Source organism: Streptococcus suis (assembly GCF_029616525.1).
Lineage (GTDB): Bacteria > Bacillota > Bacilli > Lactobacillales > Streptococcaceae > Streptococcus > Streptococcus suis_AF.
On record NZ_JANFME010000003.1, the window covers coordinates 119,026 to 136,560 of the forward strand.

A 17,535-nucleotide genomic window follows, 5' to 3' on the forward strand; every position below is an offset into this window, starting at 1 on the left:
AGTGACAGGGAGTTTTCTCATATACATGTTTGTAAAAATTAATAGGAAATTTCGGATAATAGTCCCTCAGCGGTAGTGGTTGGGAGGATGCGGACACGATTGAGAGTCAGTAATCCGTCACTAGCAGAAGCCAAGCCGTTGTTAGTAGTCACACCAAGTTTGTAGCCAGCTTGTTCAGTTAAGGCTACTGTATCTGCTGAGTATCGTCCACCAGGGTAGGCGATAGCGATGGTTTCCTGATTCAATTGGCTGTCAAGATAGGCTTTAGAGGAAGTAAGTTCATTTGTTTGATCCTCGATAGAACTATACTCTAAATCAGGGTGGTTGACGGTATGCCCTTGGAAGGAGAGCCCTGCGGTCTGCATTTCCTTGATTTGATCAAGAGTAAGGTGCCCTGCTTGTCCATATTCAGTAAACCCTGTAATGACATTGTTGGTTGCCTTCATTTGATATTGCTTAAGCAATGGGTAGGCATAACTATAAAAATCCCAGAGGCTATCGTCAAAGGTTAGCCAGACAACCTTTTTGCCAGCAGGAAGGACATTTTCTGTCAATACCTTATAAGCCTCTTCAGGTGATAAAGTATAGTAACCTGCATCTTGCAATGCTTTTAGATGACTTTCGAAAGTCGTTGGATCTACGATAAGATTCGCATTAGCTTCTTCATCAGGAGCCATTACATGAATGGCATGATACATGAGGATTGGAAGTTTGATAGGTTCAGTTTGCTGTTCCCAAATGATTTCTGTTTGTACTTCACTACTTTCTGAAGTCATAACACTTGAAGTGGCTGTTGTCTCTACCGTTGAAGCTTTGGAATCACTTTGTTGCTTAGATGGCTGTTTTAGAAAGATTAGAAAAATAGATAGTAGAGTCACTACTAATAATGCAATACCAAGTAGCAGTGGCACAAGTTGTTTCTTTTGTGTGCGACTTCGACGGGCTCTTCTTGAATGTTTCATTATCTTATCTCCATAATCATATATTAAAACAATTATATCAAATTTTTTGCCAAATAGTCAGCCATTTTGATATAATAGGAGAAATACTTTTTAAAGGAGAACACATGGTAGTTAAGATTGGATTATTAGGTTTTGGTACAGTTGCAAGTGGCGTGCCGTTTTTATTAGCTGAGAATACAGAAAAGATTGAAAAGGCTGCACAAGACAGCATTGAAGTAGCAAAGGTTCTAGTAAAAGATGATGCAGAGAAAGAACGCTTGTTGGCTGCAGGTCATGACTACAATTTTGTTACGAATATTGATGAGATTTTAGAGGATGAGGACATTGCCATTGTCGTTGAATTGATGGGACGTATCGAACCAGCTAAAACCTTTATTACACGCGCTCTTGAAGCTGGTAAACATATCGTAACTGCTAACAAAGATTTGTTGGCTGTTCATGGTAGCGAATTACGTGCCTTGGCTGAAGAGAAAGGTCTTGCACTTTATTATGAAGCTGCAGTTGCAGGTGGTATTCCAATCTTGCGCACCTTGGTCAACTCATTGGCTGCTGACAAGGTCACTCGTATCCTCGGTGTCTTGAATGGCACTTCAAACTTCATGTTGACTAAGATGGTTGATGAAGGCTGGACTTACGAAAAAGCTCTTCAAACAGCGCAGGAGCTTGGCTATGCAGAATCTGACCCAACAAATGACGTTGAGGGCATTGATGCGGCTTACAAGGCAGTTATCCTCAGTCAATTTGCTTTCGGCATGACTGTTGATTTTGACCATGTGGCACACAAGGGAATTTCAAACATCACGCCAGAAGATGTAGCAGTAGCTCAAGAATTGGGCTATGTCATCAAACTTGTGGGCGATATTCAAGAAACCACCTCTGGTATTGCTGCCGAAGTATCTCCAACCTTCCTACCGAAAAATCATCCACTTGCTAGTGTCAATGGTGTGATGAATGCTGTATTTGTCGAATCTATCGGTATCGGTCAGTCTATGTACTATGGACCAGGTGCAGGTCAGAAGCCAACAGCAACAAGTGTAATGGCTGATATTATCCGTATCGTTCGTCGCTTGAAAGACAATACTATCGGCAAAGCTTTTAACGAATATAGCCGCCCACTTCAACTGGCTGCTCCAAGTGATGTTAAGAGCGAGTACTATTTCTCAATTGATGCGCCTGATAAGAATGGCAAAATGCTTCGTTTAGCAGAAATCTTCAATTCTGAAGAAATTTCCTTCAAACAGATTTTGCAACAAGCTGCAGATGGCGAAACTGCTCGCTTAGTCATTGTAACCCATGAAATGAGCAAGACTCAATTGGAAAATGTAACAGCTAAATTGGCTCAGGAAACAGACTTTACAGTCTTGAATACCTTCAAGGTATTGGGAGAATAAGACATGAAAATCATTATTCCAGCAACATCAGCCAATATTGGTCCAGGTTTTGACTCTGTTGGTGTTGCCCTTTCAAAATATTTGACTATTGAAGTTTTGGAACAAACAGAGGATTGGGTAATTGAACACAATCTTGAACATGTTCCTTCAGACAAAAACAATCTTTTGATTAAGACTGCACTAAAAGTGGCTAAGAATTTGCAACCACATCGGATCAAGATGACCAGTGACATTCCCTTGGCGCGTGGATTGGGTTCATCTAGCTCTGTCATTGTAGCAGGTATTGAGTTGGCTAATCAATTAGCGGGTTTGAATATGACTGCAGATGAAAAATTGCTTAAGGCTACAGAAATTGAAGGACATCCTGATAATGTAGCGCCAGCGATTTTTGGAAATTTAGTTATCTCCAGCTATGTTAATAAGAAAGTACAGGCAGTTGTAACAGAATTCCCAGATGCAAGTTTTGTTGCCTTCATTCCAAACTACCCACTGCGCACAGTAGAAAGTCGTGGAGTGTTGCCTTCACAAATGGGCTACAAAAAAGCTGTTGCGGCCAGTGCTATTGCCAATGTGGCTATTGCTAGTTTAATGGCTGGTGATTTGGAAAAGGCTGGTAAAGCCATTCAGTCAGATATGTTCCACGAACCCTTCCGTCAATTGTTGGTAAAGGAGTTCTGCCCTATTAAGCAAACTGGACAAGAGTTGGGAGCCTATGCAACCTATCTTTCAGGTGCTGGACCAACAGTGATGGTATTAGCGCCCAAAGATAGGGAGGATGCTATTGTTCTAGCATTAGAGGAACTAAATCTAGACGGAACTGTCCACCGCCTTCAAGTAGATACAAAAGGGATTCAAGTTATTTAAAGATCAGCTCCATTTGAGCTGATTTTTCTTATGTTGCGAGAGAGTGTGAAAATAATCAATTTATATTCGTTTTTTATATTGATTTTTGGTATAATATGACCTGTATATTTTAAATTGAAATGAGAAGTTTATGAAAGATAAAATTAGGTTGGAATTAGAAGGAATTGATATTCGCTTCGATGAGCCCTTAAAAGAATATACTTATACAAAAGTTGGAGGTGCTGTTGATTACCTAGCATTTCCTCGTAACCGTTATGAAATTGTCCGTATTGTTGAGTTTGCTAAGCGTGAAAATATTCCCTGGCAGGTACTGGGCAATTCCAGTAATATTATCGTTCGGGACGGTGGTATTCGTGGATTTGTTATCCGGATGGACAAGCTCAATTCTGTTACAGTTTCTGGCTATACGATTGAAGCAGAAGCAGGGGCTAATTTGATTGAAACGACTAAGGTTGCGCTTTTTCATTCCTTGACAGGATTTGAATTTGCTTGTGGTATCCCTGGTAGTATCGGTGGAGCAGTTTATATGAACGCTGGTGCCTATGGTGGAGAGATAGCACATATTCTTGTTTCTGCTCAGATTTTGACTCCTGCAGGTTATGTAGAAACCCTTGATAATCGTGAGTTACGCTTCGGTTACCGCTCGTCAATTTTACAAGAAAATGGAGCGATTGTTCTCTCTGCTAAATTTGCCCTAAAACCTGGTAATCACCCAGTTATCCAAAATGAAATGGCTCGTTTAACCCATTTGCGTGAATTGAAACAACCTCTGGAATATCCATCATGTGGCTCAGTCTTTAAGCGTCCTCCTGGTCATTTTGCAGGTCAGTTGATCATGGAAGCTGGTTTGAAAGGCTACCGTATTGGTGGTGTTGAAGTATCTGAAAAACACGCAGGTTTTATGGTCAATGTCGACAATGGTACAGCAAAGGATTATGAAAATCTGATTGCCCATGTGATCGAAGTTGTTGAAAAATCTTCAGGAATTACTCTGGAGAGAGAAGTGCGTATTATCGGCGATCCTGCTGATACACTCTAGCCATCAGGCTCTTACAAAAAAGAAGGAATTTATGAGAATTGAAAAAGCCAATTATTGAATTTAAGAACGTTTCAAAAGTATTTGAAGACAGTGGAACAACTGTATTAAAGGATATTAGTTTTGAATTGGAAGAGGGGAAATTTTATACCCTTTTAGGAGCTTCTGGTTCAGGTAAATCAACGATTTTGAACATTATTGCTGGTTTGTTGGATGCAAGTTCAGGTGATATTTATCTGGACGGTCAACGGATTAATGATGTCCCGACCAACAAGCGGGATGTCCATACAGTTTTCCAATCCTATGCCCTATTCCCACACATGACTGTCTTTGAGAATGTGGCTTTTCCTCTTAAATTGCGTAAGGTTGACAAGGCGGAAATTGAACGCCGTGTGACAGAGGCTCTTCAAATGGTCCGTCTTTCTGGTTACGAGAAACGTTCCATTCAGAAATTGTCTGGTGGTCAACGCCAGCGTGTCGCTATTGCTCGCGCCATCATCAATCAGCCTCGCGTTGTCTTGTTGGACGAACCATTGTCTGCCTTGGACTTGAAACTGCGGACAGAAATGCAGTACGAATTGCGTGAATTGCAACAACGCCTAGGAATTACCTTTGTCTTTGTTACCCACGACCAGGAAGAAGCTTTGGCTATGAGTGACTGGATTTTTGTCATGAATGAAGGTGAGATTGTCCAGTCAGGAACCCCAGTGGATATTTATGATGAACCAATTAACCATTTTGTTGCTACCTTCATCGGTGAATCCAATATCCTTCCAGGTCGCATGATAGAAGACTATCTGGTTGAGTTTAACGGCAAACGCTTTGAAGCTGTCGATGGCGGTATGCGTCCTAATGAAGAAGTTGAAGTCGTCATCCGTCCAGAAGACTTGCAGATTACACTTCCAGAAGAAGGGAAATTGCAGGTAAAAGTAGATACCCAACTCTTCCGTGGCGTTCACTATGAAATCATTGCCTATGACGACCTTGGAAATGAGTGGATGATTCACTCAACTCGTAAGGCTATCGTGGGAGAAGTGATTGGACTAAGTTTTGAGCCAGAAGATATCCATATCATGCGTCTCAATGAAACGGAAGAAGAATTTGATGCACGTATCGAAGAGTATGTGGAAGTGGAAGAAGTGGAAGATGGCTTGATTAACGCTATCGAGGAGGAACGCAATGAAGAAAACCTCTAGGCTTTTTGCAATTCCCTATGCCCTATGGGTCTTTCTCTTTGTACTCGCGCCCGTTGCCTTGATTATCTTCAAGTCTTTCTTTGATATTCATGGTAATTTCACTTTAGCCAATTATCAAACTTATTTTAACTCGCCAAATATGACCTATCTGCGTATGAGTTTTAACTCCATTTTTTACGCAGGTATTATTACACTAGTCACCCTACTGGTATCCTATCCAACTGCCTACTTCTTGACCAAGCTCAAGCATAGACAACTCTGGCTCATGTTGATTATCTTGCCGACCTGGGTCAATCTCTTGTTGAAAGCCTATGCCTTTATCGGTATTTTTGGTCAACATGGTTCTGTCAACCAATTCTTAGAGTTTATTGGCTTGGGTGCCCAGCAAATTCTTTTTACGGATTTCTCTTTTATTGCTGTCGCAGCCTATATTGAAATTCCATTTATGATTTTGCCAATCTTTAACGCGCTGGATGATTTGGATAAGAACTTAATCAATGCCAGTCGTGATTTGGGGGCAACTCCTTGGCAGACCTTTACAAAAGTTATTTTCCCTCTTTCCATGAATGGCGTTCGCTCTGGTGTACAGGCGGTGTTCATTCCAAGTTTGAGCCTCTTTATGTTGACCCGCTTGATTGGTGGTAACCGAGTGATTACCTTGGGAACTGCCATCGAGCAACATTTCCTTACTACGCAAAACTGGGGAATGGGTTCAACCATAGGTGTGGTCTTGATTTTAGCCATGCTCTTGATTATGTGGATGACGAAAGAGAGGAAGAAATAATGAAAAAATTTGCAAACATTTACTTAACAGTTGCCTTTCTTCTTCTTTATTTGCCGATTTTCTATCTGATTTTCTACGCTTTCAATGAAGGTGGAGATATGAACGGCTTTACAGGCTTTACCTTGGAGCATTTTTCATCTATGCTTGGCGATAGCCGACTAATGCTGATTCTGGCTCAAACCTTCTTGTTGGCCTTCTTGAGTTCTTTGATTGCGACCATTATCGGAACTTTCGGTGCTATCTATATCTATCAGGCAACACCTCGTTTTCAAAATGCGCTCTTGTCTGTCAATAATATCTTGATGGTGGCACCAGATGTCATGATTGGGGCGAGCTTCCTGATTCTCTTTACCATGATTGGTTTCCAGCTTGGATTTGTTTCAGTATTGCTCAGTCACATTGCCTTTTCCATTCCTATCGTGGTCTTGATGGTGTTGCCACGCTTGAAGGAAATGAATGCCGACATGATTTCAGCAGCCTATGACTTGGGTGCAACTCAGCCACAAATGCTGAAAGAAATCATGTTGCCATACTTGACACCAGCCATTATTGCAGGTTATTTCATGGCTTTTACCTATTCCTTGGATGACTTTGCCGTGACATTCTTTGTTACGGGAAATGGTTACTCAAACCTATCTGTAGAGATTTACTCACGGGCTCGTCAAGGGATTTCTTTGGAAATCAATGCCCTATCAACCCTTGTCTTCCTTTTCTCTATCTTATTGGTAGTGGGTTATTATTTCATCTCACGTGAAAAGGAGGCCAACTAATGAAACGTTTATATTCATTTTTCCTAGGAATTATTGCCATTATTCTCATTCTTTGGGGAATTTCTAGTAAATTAGAAGCTGATTCAACTCAAGGAACGACGGATAAGTTGGTTATCTATAACTGGGGAGATTATATTGACCCAGAATTACTGGAAGAGTTTACTGCTGAAACAGGTATTCAGGTGGATTACCAAACTTTTGATTCCAATGAATCCATGTATACCAAGATAAAGCAGGGTGGTACAACCTATGATTTGACCATTCCATCTGAGTATATGATTTCCAAGATGACAGAAGAAGATATGCTCATCAAATTGGACAAGTCGAAAATTGAAGGTTTGGAAAATATCGATCCACAATTTATGGGCTTGAGTTTTGATAAGAACAATGATTATTCCATCCCTTATTTTTGGGGTACCTTGGGAATTGTTTATAATGAAACCATGGTCGAAAATCCTCCTCAAGAATGGGAAGATTTGTGGTCTGAAGAATACCGTGACAATATCATGTTGATTGATGGTGTGCGTGAAGTCATGGGCTTTGGTCTACAATCACTGGGCTATAGTCTCAATTCCAACAACCCTACCGAGATTGAAAAGGCAGCCGAACATCTTTATAATTTAACTCCAAATGTCAAAGCAATTGTTGCTGATGAGATAAAAGGTTATATGATACAAGATGCGGCAGCAATTGCTGTTTCGTTCTCAGGTGAGGCGAGTGAAATGTTAGATGGAAATGAAAATCTGCGCTATGTTGTACCATCAAAAGGTTCTAACCTTTGGTTCGATAACATGGTCATTCCAAAAACAGCAAAAAATATTGATGGAGCTTACGCCTTTATGAGTTTTATGCTTCGTCCTGAAAATGCGCTTCGCAATGCAGAATATGTTGGCTACTCAACACCAATTCCTGCAGCCAAGGCTATGCTGGATGAGGAGACTCAGAACGACGAAGCCTTCTATCCTTCAGAAGAAACGATGAAGAAGATGGAAGTTTATGATAATCTTGGACCAGAGATGCTTGGAATGTATAATGACCTCTATCTCCAATTCAAGATGTATCGGAAATAGTCTGAATATCCATATCTAGTTTTCGAGCCAGAATAGTATGAGCAACCGCAAATAGTGGTTGCTTTTTACTGTTCATTTAATACACTCAGTATCACAGAGTCCAGTTATAAATATTAACTATACCTAGTTATAGTTTGAATAAATAACTGAATTTTCAGAATATACTTGCAATACTGATAGTTTTATGTTTTAATATACTTATTGGTTTTGCCAATAATGAAGGAGAAAAACTAGGAGGAAAAGTTATGAAAAAGAAAGAAACTTTCTCACTTCGGAAGTATAAAATTGGAACTGTGTCTGTTCTTTTGGGTGCAGTTTTTTTGTTTGCAGGTGCACCATCGGTAGCTGCAGATGAATTGACAAGCCTTGTAGAGACTAAGGTGGAAGCAACTGTTCCTGACGTAATCGTCAGCGAATCAGCCTCAGAAAGTCCCGTTGTCGAGGAGTTAGTTGACACTTCTGTGGAGGCTACTCCAACTGATGTAACCACTACAGATAATGTAGAGGAAACACTTGGCTCAGAAGCTCTTGAAAACATCACAAATACAGAAGTAGAAGCGACTCAACCAGCTGTAGAAACTCCAGCTATTTCAGAGAAAAAAGTAGAAGAAGAGGAGAAGCTTGCCGTAGCAGATGAGACTACTGCTATTACTAATCAGGAAGAAGCGAAACCACAAAACATTGATAGTAATACGATCATTACAGTACCTAAAGTTTGGGATAGTGGTTACAAGGGCGAAGGAACAGTAGTTGCAATCATAGATTCAGGTCTTGACGTTGACCACGATGTATTGCATATTTCAGATCTCTCAACTGCAAAATATAAATCAGAAAAAGAGATAAAAGCAGCTAAAGAAGCAGCAGGAATTACCTACGGTGAATGGTTTAACGATAAGGTTGTATTTGGTTATAACTATGTTGATGTGAATACTGTCTTGAAAGAAGAAGACAAACGCTCACACGGTATGCACGTAACGAGTATTGCCACAGGAAATCCGACACAACCAGTCGCTGGACAATTAATGTATGGTGTAGCTCCTGAAGCGCAAGTCATGTTCATGCGTGTATTCTCAGACCTCAAAGCTACAACAGGCGCAGCATTGTATGTAAAGGCGATTGAAGATGCTGTAAAATTAGGTGCAGATAGCATCAACCTCAGCCTGGGAGGAGCTAATGGCTCTGTTGTTAACATGAATGAAAATGTGACTGCAGCAATCGAGGCTGCTCGTCGTGCAGGGGTTTCTGTTGTTATTGCAGCTGGTAATGATGGAACATTTGGTTCAGGTCATTCTAATCCGTCAGCCGATTATCCAGATTATGGCTTGGTCGGTGCACCTTCAACAGCTCGCGATGCAATTTCTGTCGCTTCTTACAATAACACAACGGTTGGTAGTAAAGTAATCAATATCATTGGCTTAGAAAACAATGCTGACTTGAATTACGGTAAGAGTTCGTTTGATAATCCAGAGAAAAGTCCCGTACCATTTGAAATCGGGAAAGAATATGAATATGTCTATGTGGGAATCGGTCAAGCTTCGGATTTTGATGGTCTAGATTTGACTGGAAAACTTGCACTCATCAAACGTGGAACGATTACCTTCTCAGAAAAAATAGCCAATGCAACAGCTGCAGGTGCAGTAGGGGTGGTCATTTTCAATAGCCGTCCAGGTGAAGCCAATGTAAGCATGCAACTTGATGATACAGCTATTGCAATTCCATCTGTCTTCATTCCATTGGAATTTGGTGAAGCTTTGGCAGCTAACTCATATAAGATTGCGTTCAATAACGACACAGATATTCGCCCTAACCCAGAAGTAGGTCTTCTTTCAGATTTTTCAAGTTGGGGTCTATCAGCGGATGGCGAGCTAAAACCAGACTTAGCTGCTCCAGGTGGTGCTATTTATGCAGCCATCAATGATAATGACTATGCCAACATGCAGGGAACAAGTATGGCTTCACCACACGTAGCAGGAGCAGCCGTACTAGTAAAACAATATTTACAGGCAACTTACCCTACTAAGTCCCCTCAAGAAATCGAAGCCTTAGTAAAACACTTGCTTATGTCTACTGCTAAAGCACATGTGAACAAAGAAACAACAGCCTACACTTCCCCTCGCCAACAAGGTGCAGGTATCATCGATACTGCGGCAGCTATTTCTACAGGTTTATATTTGACTGGCGAAGACGGTTATGGCAGCATTACCTTGGGAAATGTTGAGGATACATTCAGCTTTACGGTCACACTTCATAACATTACAAACGAAGATAAGACTTTAAACTACTCAACGCAATTAACAACGGATACTGTCCAGAACGGATTGATCACCTTGGCTCCGCGTATATTAGCAGAGATTCCTGGCGGTAAGGTGACTGTGAAAGCCAATTCAAGTACAACTGTTACAATTAATGTCGATGCATCAAGCTTTGTAGAAGAATTGACAGGTTTAATGAAAAACGGTTACTATCTTGAAGGTTTTGTTCGATTTACAGACATAGCCGATGGCGGTGATATTGTCAGCATTCCATACGTTGGTTTCCGTGGGGAATTCCAAAATCTAACCGTTCTAGAAGAGCCGATTTACAATCTTATTGCCGATGGTAAGGGGGGCTTCTACTTTGAACCTGTTACAGCACAACCAGATACTGTTGACATCAGCCATCACTACACAGGTCTTGTTACAGGAAGTACGGAGTTAATCTATTCTACAGACAAACGATCTGACTTTGCGATCAAGACTCTAGGTACATTTAAAAATGAAGCAGGATACTTTGTTTTAGAGCTTGATGAGTCTGGTAAGCCTCATTTAGCTATCTCGCCAAATGGGGATGACAACCAAGATTCGCTCGCTTTCAAAGGTGTCTTCTTGAGAAATTATACGGATTTAGTCGCAAGCGTCTATGCTGCAGATGATACCGAACGAACAAATCCACTTTGGGAAAGTCAACCACAGTCAGGCAATAAGAACTTCTATAGTGGTGATCCTAAAAATCCAAAATCAAGCACTATTTACCCTACTGAATGGAATGGGACAGACAGCGAGGGAAATGCTTTAGCAGATGGTAAGTATCAATACGTTTTGACCTACTCATCTGAAGTTCCAGGTGCAGCAGTACAAACTATGATTTTCGATGTTATCATCGATAGAGAATCACCAGTTATCACCACAGCTACCTATGATGAAACAAACTTTACATTTAACCCTCGTCCAGCCATTGAAAAAGGAGAATCCGGTCTATATCGCGAGCAAGTATTCTACCTTGTAGCAGATGCAAGCGGTGTGACAACTATTCCTTCCTTATTAGAAAATGGTGATGTAACCGTTTCTGATAACAAGGTATTTGTGGCACAAAACGACGATGGTTCCTTCACATTGCCTCTTGACCTTGCAGATATTTCAAAATTCTACTACACAGTAGAGGATTATGCTGGTAACATCAGCTATGAAAAAGTAGAGAATCTGATCAGTATCGGCAATGAAAAAGGGTTGGTAACAGTCAATATTCTTGATAAAGATACAAATAGTCCTGTACCAATACTTTTCTCTTACTCAGTCACCGATGAAACAGGCAAGATTGTTGCAGAATTACCACGATATGCCGGCGATACTAGCGTTCTTAAGCTACCATTTGGTACTTACACCTTTGATTTATTCTTATATGATACAGAATGGTCAAGCCTAGCAGGTGAAACCAAAGCAGTCGTGACGATTTCGGAAGAAAATAGCACTGCCGAGGTGAATTTCTATGTGACTTTGAAAGATAAGGCCAACTTGCTGGTAGATATTGATGCATTACTACCTTCTGGTTCAACCATCCAACTGGTAACTGCTGATGGCCAGACTGTTCAGCTACCAAATGCTAAATATTCTAAGACCGATTATGGTAAATTTGTACCAGTTGGTACCTACACTATCCTTCCAATCCTCCCAGAAGGCTATGAATTTTTGGAAGAATTAGACGTAGCAGTACTTGCAAACCAGTCAAATGTTAAGAAATTAACCTTGATTAATAAAGTTGCTTTGAAAGAACTGATTGCTGAACTTGCGGGACTTGAAGAAACAGCGCGTTATTACAATGCTAGTCCAGAACTTCAAACTGCCTATGCTAAAGCATTAGAAGATGCCAATGCAGTATATGCCAACAAACACAATCAGGCACAAGTAGATTCAGCGGTTGCCAGTCTTGTGGCGGCGAGAGAGCAGCTAAACGGTCAGGCTACCGATAAGGAAAAACTAATTGCTGAAGTATCAAACTACACACCGACTCAGGCAAACTTTATTTATTACAATGCTGAAAATACCAAACAAATTGCCTATGATACAGCTGTTCGTTCAGCACAACTTGTATTGAACCAAGAGAATGTAACACAGGCAGTTGTCAACCAAGCGTTGGCGGACTTGTTAGCGGCGAAAGCCAACTTAGATGGTCAAAAGACTGATATTTCAGCCCTTCGTAGCGCAGTATCCGTTTCTTCCGTATTAAAAGCGACAGATGCTAAGTATCTCAATGCATCTGAAAACGTGAAACAAGCTTATGACCAGGCAGTTGAAGCAGCGAAAGCGATTCTAGCTGATGAATCTGCAAGCCAAGCAAGTGTCGATCAAGCTCTAGCTATTCTGACAAGTGCTCAGGCAGAACTGGATGGCATTGCTACTTCAACAAATGATGCCAAAGAGCCAGCAAATACTGCCACTGACAAAAAAGATGAAGGCACTGTAACGCCTCCACCTATAGACTCAGAAAAAGTTGATGTACAGGCACCTCCTGTAAAAGATACTGGGAATTCAGGGCATGTACCGATAGTTCAGAAGCCAAACCCTCAACCAACTTTACCTCGTCCAGTCACTTTGCAAGCTAGTCTATCTAGCCCTAATCAAGAAATACAAGTGACTCAACTACCAAATACTGGAGACAATGATACGAGATACTATCTTGTTCTTGGTGTCATTATTGGGCTAGGGACTCTGTTGGTAAGCAAACGACGTCATAAAGAAGAAGTCTAAGAAAATCTAGTCATACTCTTCGAAAATCAAAATTATCCGTTGTCAACTTGCCTTGATGAACTCCAGTTCTATCTTCGGCTTCGTTTTCTAGGCAACTTTTGATTTGCATTGAGTAGCATTTTCTACCATTTGTCAGGCTTTAATCACGAGTTTGTTATATAAAAGACCGCTTAATCATTGATTAGGCGGTTGTTTGTGTTTGAAATTGAAGCATTGTCTTTTGGATGTTTCTTGAGACATCAGTTGGCTTTACAAGATAATAATCTTGAGCCAGTTGGTCAGCGATATAGGAGTGGAGGTAGGTTGCTACAAGGATTCTTTCATATAGTTGAACATGGGGAAATTGTACAGCAAATCCTGCAATCATACCTGCAAGAGTATCTCCCATACCTCCTGTTGCTTGGTAGGGACCACCAGCTACTATTGGGGTGACTTGGTTTGGCTGGTTTTTTAGGATTTGAGTAGCAGAACTTTTAGCTACAAGGATTGTATTTTCTTGAAAAGATTGCAAGGCTTCAAGATTTCTTTGGCTTGTTTGGTCAGCAACCGGAATGGCTGATAACCGTTCCCATTCTTTCTGGTGGGGTGTCAGGATGACTTGTTTACACGGGAAGTTCTTTCTGTTTTGCTTTGCGACTAAGGTAAGTGCTGAGCCGTCAAGAACTAAAATCTGCTGGTCAGATAAATGTTCAAAAACAAAGTCCAATAACTGTTCAGCTCTGCTATTTTCCCCCAAACCTGGACCAATCAATACCAAGTCAGCATTTTCTAAGCTGCTTATCAGCAAGGCTTGATCGTCAAATGAAAATGCCATGGCTTCAGGCAGATGACTATGTAAGGCTGGTATGTTATCTTTTTCAGTAGCAACAGTTACCAAGCCTGCTCCACTGTTGACGCTTGCTAGTGCGGCCATGATAATCGCTCCACCATAGGGATACAGTCCACCAATCAGCAAGACTCGACCATAGCTCCCCTTATGGCTATTGCGTGGCCTTGCTTGAATGACCTTTCTACAGAGTTCTTGTAAGTCCATACTTATTCCCCCTTTTCTTTTTATTATACCACGTGGAATGAGGTTTATGACAATCCAGATTTTAGATAAATCCAAGTTTTCATGCTATAATGAATTCATGGTATTATCAAAAAAACGTGCAAGAAAAGTTATTGAAGAAATCATCGCTCTATATCCTGATGCTAAGCCTAGCTTGGACTTTCGAAATCACTTTGAGTTGGTATGTGCAGTGCTCTTATCTGCTCAAACTACAGATGCTGCGGTGAATAAGGCAACACCTGGTTTGTTCGCAGCTTTCCCTACGCCCCAAGCCATGGCGGCAGCAGAAGTGAAGGATATTGAGCCTTATATTTCTCGTTTGGGTTTGTACCGAAACAAGGCAAAGTTTTTAAAAGACTGTGCCCAGCAGTTGATGGAACGGCATAATGGTATTGTTCCTCAAACTCGTGAGGAATTAGAAGCCTTGGCAGGAGTGGGAAGAAAAACGGCCAATGTTGTTTTAAGTGTCGGTTTCGGAATTCCCGCCTTTGCAGTTGATACCCACGTGGGACGGATTTGTAAACACCACGATATTGTCAAAAAATCGGCTACACCCCTGGAAACAGAAAAACGAGTCATGGAAGTCTTACCTCCTGAACTCTGGCTCCCTGCTCATCAAGCTATGATTTATTTTGGTCGTGAGGTTTGCCATCCTAAGAACCCTGAATGCGAAAAATTCCCACAATTATATGAATTTGACTAAAAAATCTTCTGTTTTTGAAGATTTTTTTAGTTTTTATGTAAAATGGTTTGAGTAAATTCTGAACATTTTTTTAAATTTTATAAGAATAGTAACTCAGAAAAGAATTATACGAATGTTATATTTTATAAACAAGCCTAAAAAGTGATATATCCGAATATTCTCTAGATAGGTTTCTTTTTTATTGACAAAACACAAACAATAAGCTATACTATATCTTGTAATAAGGAAAAAATACGAAAAACAAACCGTTTTTCTGTTCCAATGTTAAGAAAAAGAGGTAGAAGCATGTTCAACGAAACTCCAGTTTTTGACTACGAAGATATTCAGCTCATTCCAAATAAATGTATCATCAATAGCCGTTCCGAGGCAGATACAACAGTGACTCTTGGGAAATATAGCTTTAAATTACCAGTTGTTCCAGCTAATATGCAGACTATTATTGATGAAGATGTAGCAGAAATGCTTGCCAAAGAAGGGTATTTCTACATCATGCATCGTTTCGATGAAGCTGGTCGTATTCCATTTATCAAACGCATGCACGAGCAAGGTTTGATTGCTTCTATCTCTGTTGGCGTAAAAGAATATGAATATGAGTTTGTGACTAGCTTGAAAGCTGATGCTCCTGAGTTTATCACCATTGATATTGCTCATGGCCATGCAGAAAGTGTTATCAAGATGATCCAACATATCAAGAAAGAACTGCCTGAGACATTCGTCATTGCAGGTAATGTCGGTACTCCAGAAGCAGTTCGTGAACTAGAAAATGCTGGTGCGGATGCGACAAAAGTTGGTATTGGTCCAGGTAAAGTATGTATTACAAAGGTTAAGACTGGTTTTGGTACAGGTGGTTGGCAGTTGGCAGCCCTTCGTTGGTGTGCAAAAGCTGCCCGTAAACCAATTATTGCGGACGGAGGTATCCGTACCCACGGAGATATTGCCAAATCCATCCGCTTCGGTGCAAGCATGGTCATGATTGGTTCGCTCTTTGCCGGGCACATTGAAAGCCCAGGTAAAACAATTGAAGTTGATGGCGAGAAATTCAAAGAGTACTACGGTTCTGCATCTGAATATCAAAAAGGTGCCTATAAAAACGTAGAAGGCAAGAAAATCTTACTCCCTGCCAAAGGACATTTGAAAGATACTCTGGTTGAAATGGAGCAAGATTTGCAGTCATCTATTTCTTATGCAGGAGGACGTGACATTACCAGCTTGAAGCATGTGGACTATGTTATCGTGAAAAACTCTATCTGGAATGGTGACTCTATCTAGTCAAAGAGGACTTGCAATGCAGGTCCTTTTCTTGTTACAATATTTATATAAAATTGAAAGAGAATAAGTATGTACCAAACAAGAAATAACAAAGAGAAGCTCTGGCTCTTTATCAAAATATTTTTGCCCATTTTAATTTACCAATTTGCTAATTACTCCGCATCCTTTATCGATACCATGATGACTGGTCAGTATAGTACTATGGATTTGGCAGGTGTTTCCATGGCAACAAGTCTTTGGAATCCGCTTTTTTCATTTCTAACAGGGATTGTATCTGCATTGGTCCCAATCATCGCTCAATATTTAGGAAAAGGTGAAAGAGATAAGATTCGTGAGGAGTTTCATCAGTTTGTCTATCTAGCTATCGGATTAACCATTTTACTCTTGTGCTCGGTCCTATTTATCGCTGTTCCCGCCTTGGCTCAGTTTGGACTTGATGAATCTGTTTTTCAAGTTGGCAGACAGTACCTCTATTTTATTTCCATTGGCATCCTGCCTCTCTTGCTCTTTAGTGTCTGTCGCTCTTTTTTCGACGCTCTCGGCTTGACTCAGCTATCCATGTACCTTATGTTGCTCTTGGTTCCCTTTAACAGCCTCTTTAACTATCTCTTAATTTATGGAAAAATGGGCCTACCGGCCCTGGGCGGAGCTGGAGCTGGATTGGGTACTGCTTTAGCTTACTGGGCGGTATTGCTAGTAATCGTCATTGTCATGTGCAAAAATAAGACCATTGCATCTTATCAGATTTGGCAGTGGAGTCCGATTGATGGGGCTTTACTGAAAGAAGGATTGAAAATCGGTCTTCCCATCGGTTTACAAGTCTTTGCAGAAGTAGCAATTTTTGCAGTAGTAGGGCTCTACATGGCAAAATTTTCAGCCCAGATTATAGCAGCCCACCAGTCAGCTATGAACTTTGCAACCTTATTATATGCCTTTCCTGCCTCAGTTTCTTCAGCCCTAGCTATTGTCATTGCTTATGAAGTAGGGGCTAAACGACCACAAGATGTGAAAGCCTACAGCCGTCTGGGACGCTTGGTTGCACTTGGTTTTGCAGGCCTAACACTCACTTTCCTTTATTTTTTCCGCTCCAAAGTTGCCTACCTTTATGGTAATGACGCAGAATTTATCCGTCTGACCTCGCATTTCCTGAGCTTTGCCCTCATGTTCCAATTGGCAGATGCCTTTACAGCACCTATTCAGGGGATTTTACGTGGTTACAAGGATACGACTGTTCCATTTATACTTGGTTTGGTTGCCTATTGGTCCATGACCTTCCCAGTCGCATTCTTGCTTGAAAGATTTTTCCAAATGGGTCCAGAAGCCTATTGGATCGGTCTTATTTCAGGGATTTTTGTCTGCGGAATAGCTCTTAATTTGCGCTTGATCAAAATAGCTCATTCTCATTTGTCCGTGAAATAAATTAACTATGAAAGTCG

General features: G+C 40.8%; 13 protein-coding genes. 11 read left to right on the forward strand and 2 right to left on the reverse strand.

All coding sequences use genetic code 11. The features are described from left to right. Positions 1-38 precede the first annotated feature (38 nt). Complete coding sequence (locus tag NOL38_RS02285; protein ID WP_024395569.1) at positions 39-962, reverse strand: polysaccharide deacetylase family protein; 924 nt, start codon at positions 960-962, stop codon at positions 39-41. Positions 963-1,066: 104 nt separating this feature from the next. Between NOL38_RS02285 and NOL38_RS02290 the strand changes: the two genes are divergently transcribed. The 8 genes from NOL38_RS02290 (at position 1,067) to NOL38_RS02325 (ending at position 13,076) form a co-directional block, all read left to right on the forward strand. Further along, a complete protein-coding gene (locus NOL38_RS02290; protein ID WP_105107120.1) occupies positions 1,067-2,353 on the forward strand; it encodes a homoserine dehydrogenase in 1,287 nt (428 codons plus the stop codon). 3 nt (positions 2,354-2,356) lie between these two features. Next, on the forward strand, positions 2,357-3,217 hold the full coding sequence (gene thrB, locus NOL38_RS02295) for a homoserine kinase (protein ID WP_277941251.1): 861 nt from the start codon (positions 2,357-2,359) through the stop codon (positions 3,215-3,217). Positions 3,218-3,347: 130 nt separating this feature from the next. Next, positions 3,348-4,256 (forward strand): UDP-N-acetylmuramate dehydrogenase, encoded by a 909-nt coding sequence (gene murB, locus NOL38_RS02300; RefSeq protein WP_277941252.1) that lies wholly within the window; start codon positions 3,348-3,350, stop codon positions 4,254-4,256. Between the two features lie 38 nt (positions 4,257-4,294). After that, on the forward strand, positions 4,295-5,449 hold the full coding sequence (locus NOL38_RS02305) for an ABC transporter ATP-binding protein (RefSeq protein WP_024387709.1): 1,155 nt from the start codon (positions 4,295-4,297) through the stop codon (positions 5,447-5,449). Next, entirely contained in the window at positions 5,433-6,233 is an 801-nt protein-coding gene (locus NOL38_RS02310; protein ID WP_044760643.1) for an ABC transporter permease, read from the forward strand. The genes NOL38_RS02305 and NOL38_RS02310 overlap by 17 nt, the downstream gene beginning before the upstream one ends. After that, on the forward strand, positions 6,233-7,003 hold the full coding sequence (locus tag NOL38_RS02315; RefSeq protein ID WP_277941253.1) for an ABC transporter permease: 771 nt from the start codon (positions 6,233-6,235) through the stop codon (positions 7,001-7,003). The genes NOL38_RS02310 and NOL38_RS02315 overlap by 1 nt, the downstream gene beginning before the upstream one ends. After that, complete coding sequence (locus NOL38_RS02320) at positions 7,003-8,073, forward strand: ABC transporter substrate-binding protein (RefSeq protein WP_277941254.1); 1,071 nt, start codon at positions 7,003-7,005, stop codon at positions 8,071-8,073. Before NOL38_RS02315 ends, NOL38_RS02320 begins: the two co-directional genes overlap by 1 nt. Before the next feature lie 245 nt (positions 8,074-8,318). Then, positions 8,319-13,076, forward strand: a complete 4,758-nt coding sequence (locus NOL38_RS02325; RefSeq protein ID WP_277941255.1) for a S8 family serine peptidase — start codon at positions 8,319-8,321, stop codon at positions 13,074-13,076. A gap of 181 nt (positions 13,077-13,257) precedes the next feature. Here NOL38_RS02325 and NOL38_RS02330 read toward each other — a convergent pair whose 3' ends face one another. Further along, a complete protein-coding gene (locus NOL38_RS02330) occupies positions 13,258-14,109 on the reverse strand; it encodes an NAD(P)H-hydrate dehydratase (RefSeq protein WP_277941256.1) in 852 nt (283 codons plus the stop codon). Positions 14,110-14,206: 97 nt separating this feature from the next. On the opposite strand from NOL38_RS02330, the gene nth reads away from it, so the two are divergent. From nth to NOL38_RS02345, 3 genes are all read left to right on the forward strand, one after another. Beyond that, entirely contained in the window at positions 14,207-14,830 is a 624-nt protein-coding gene (gene nth, locus NOL38_RS02335) for an endonuclease III (RefSeq protein ID WP_012775083.1), read from the forward strand. Positions 14,831-15,115: 285 nt separating this feature from the next. Continuing rightward, positions 15,116-16,099, forward strand: a complete 984-nt coding sequence (gene guaC / locus NOL38_RS02340; protein ID WP_014637970.1) for a GMP reductase — start codon at positions 15,116-15,118, stop codon at positions 16,097-16,099. Between the two features lie 69 nt (positions 16,100-16,168). Further along, positions 16,169-17,518 carry an MATE family efflux transporter gene (locus NOL38_RS02345; protein WP_222760149.1) on the forward strand — a complete coding sequence of 450 codons (1,350 nt, stop codon included), beginning with the start codon at positions 16,169-16,171 and terminating at the stop codon, positions 17,516-17,518. The last annotated feature ends 17 nt before the right edge of the window (positions 17,519-17,535 follow it).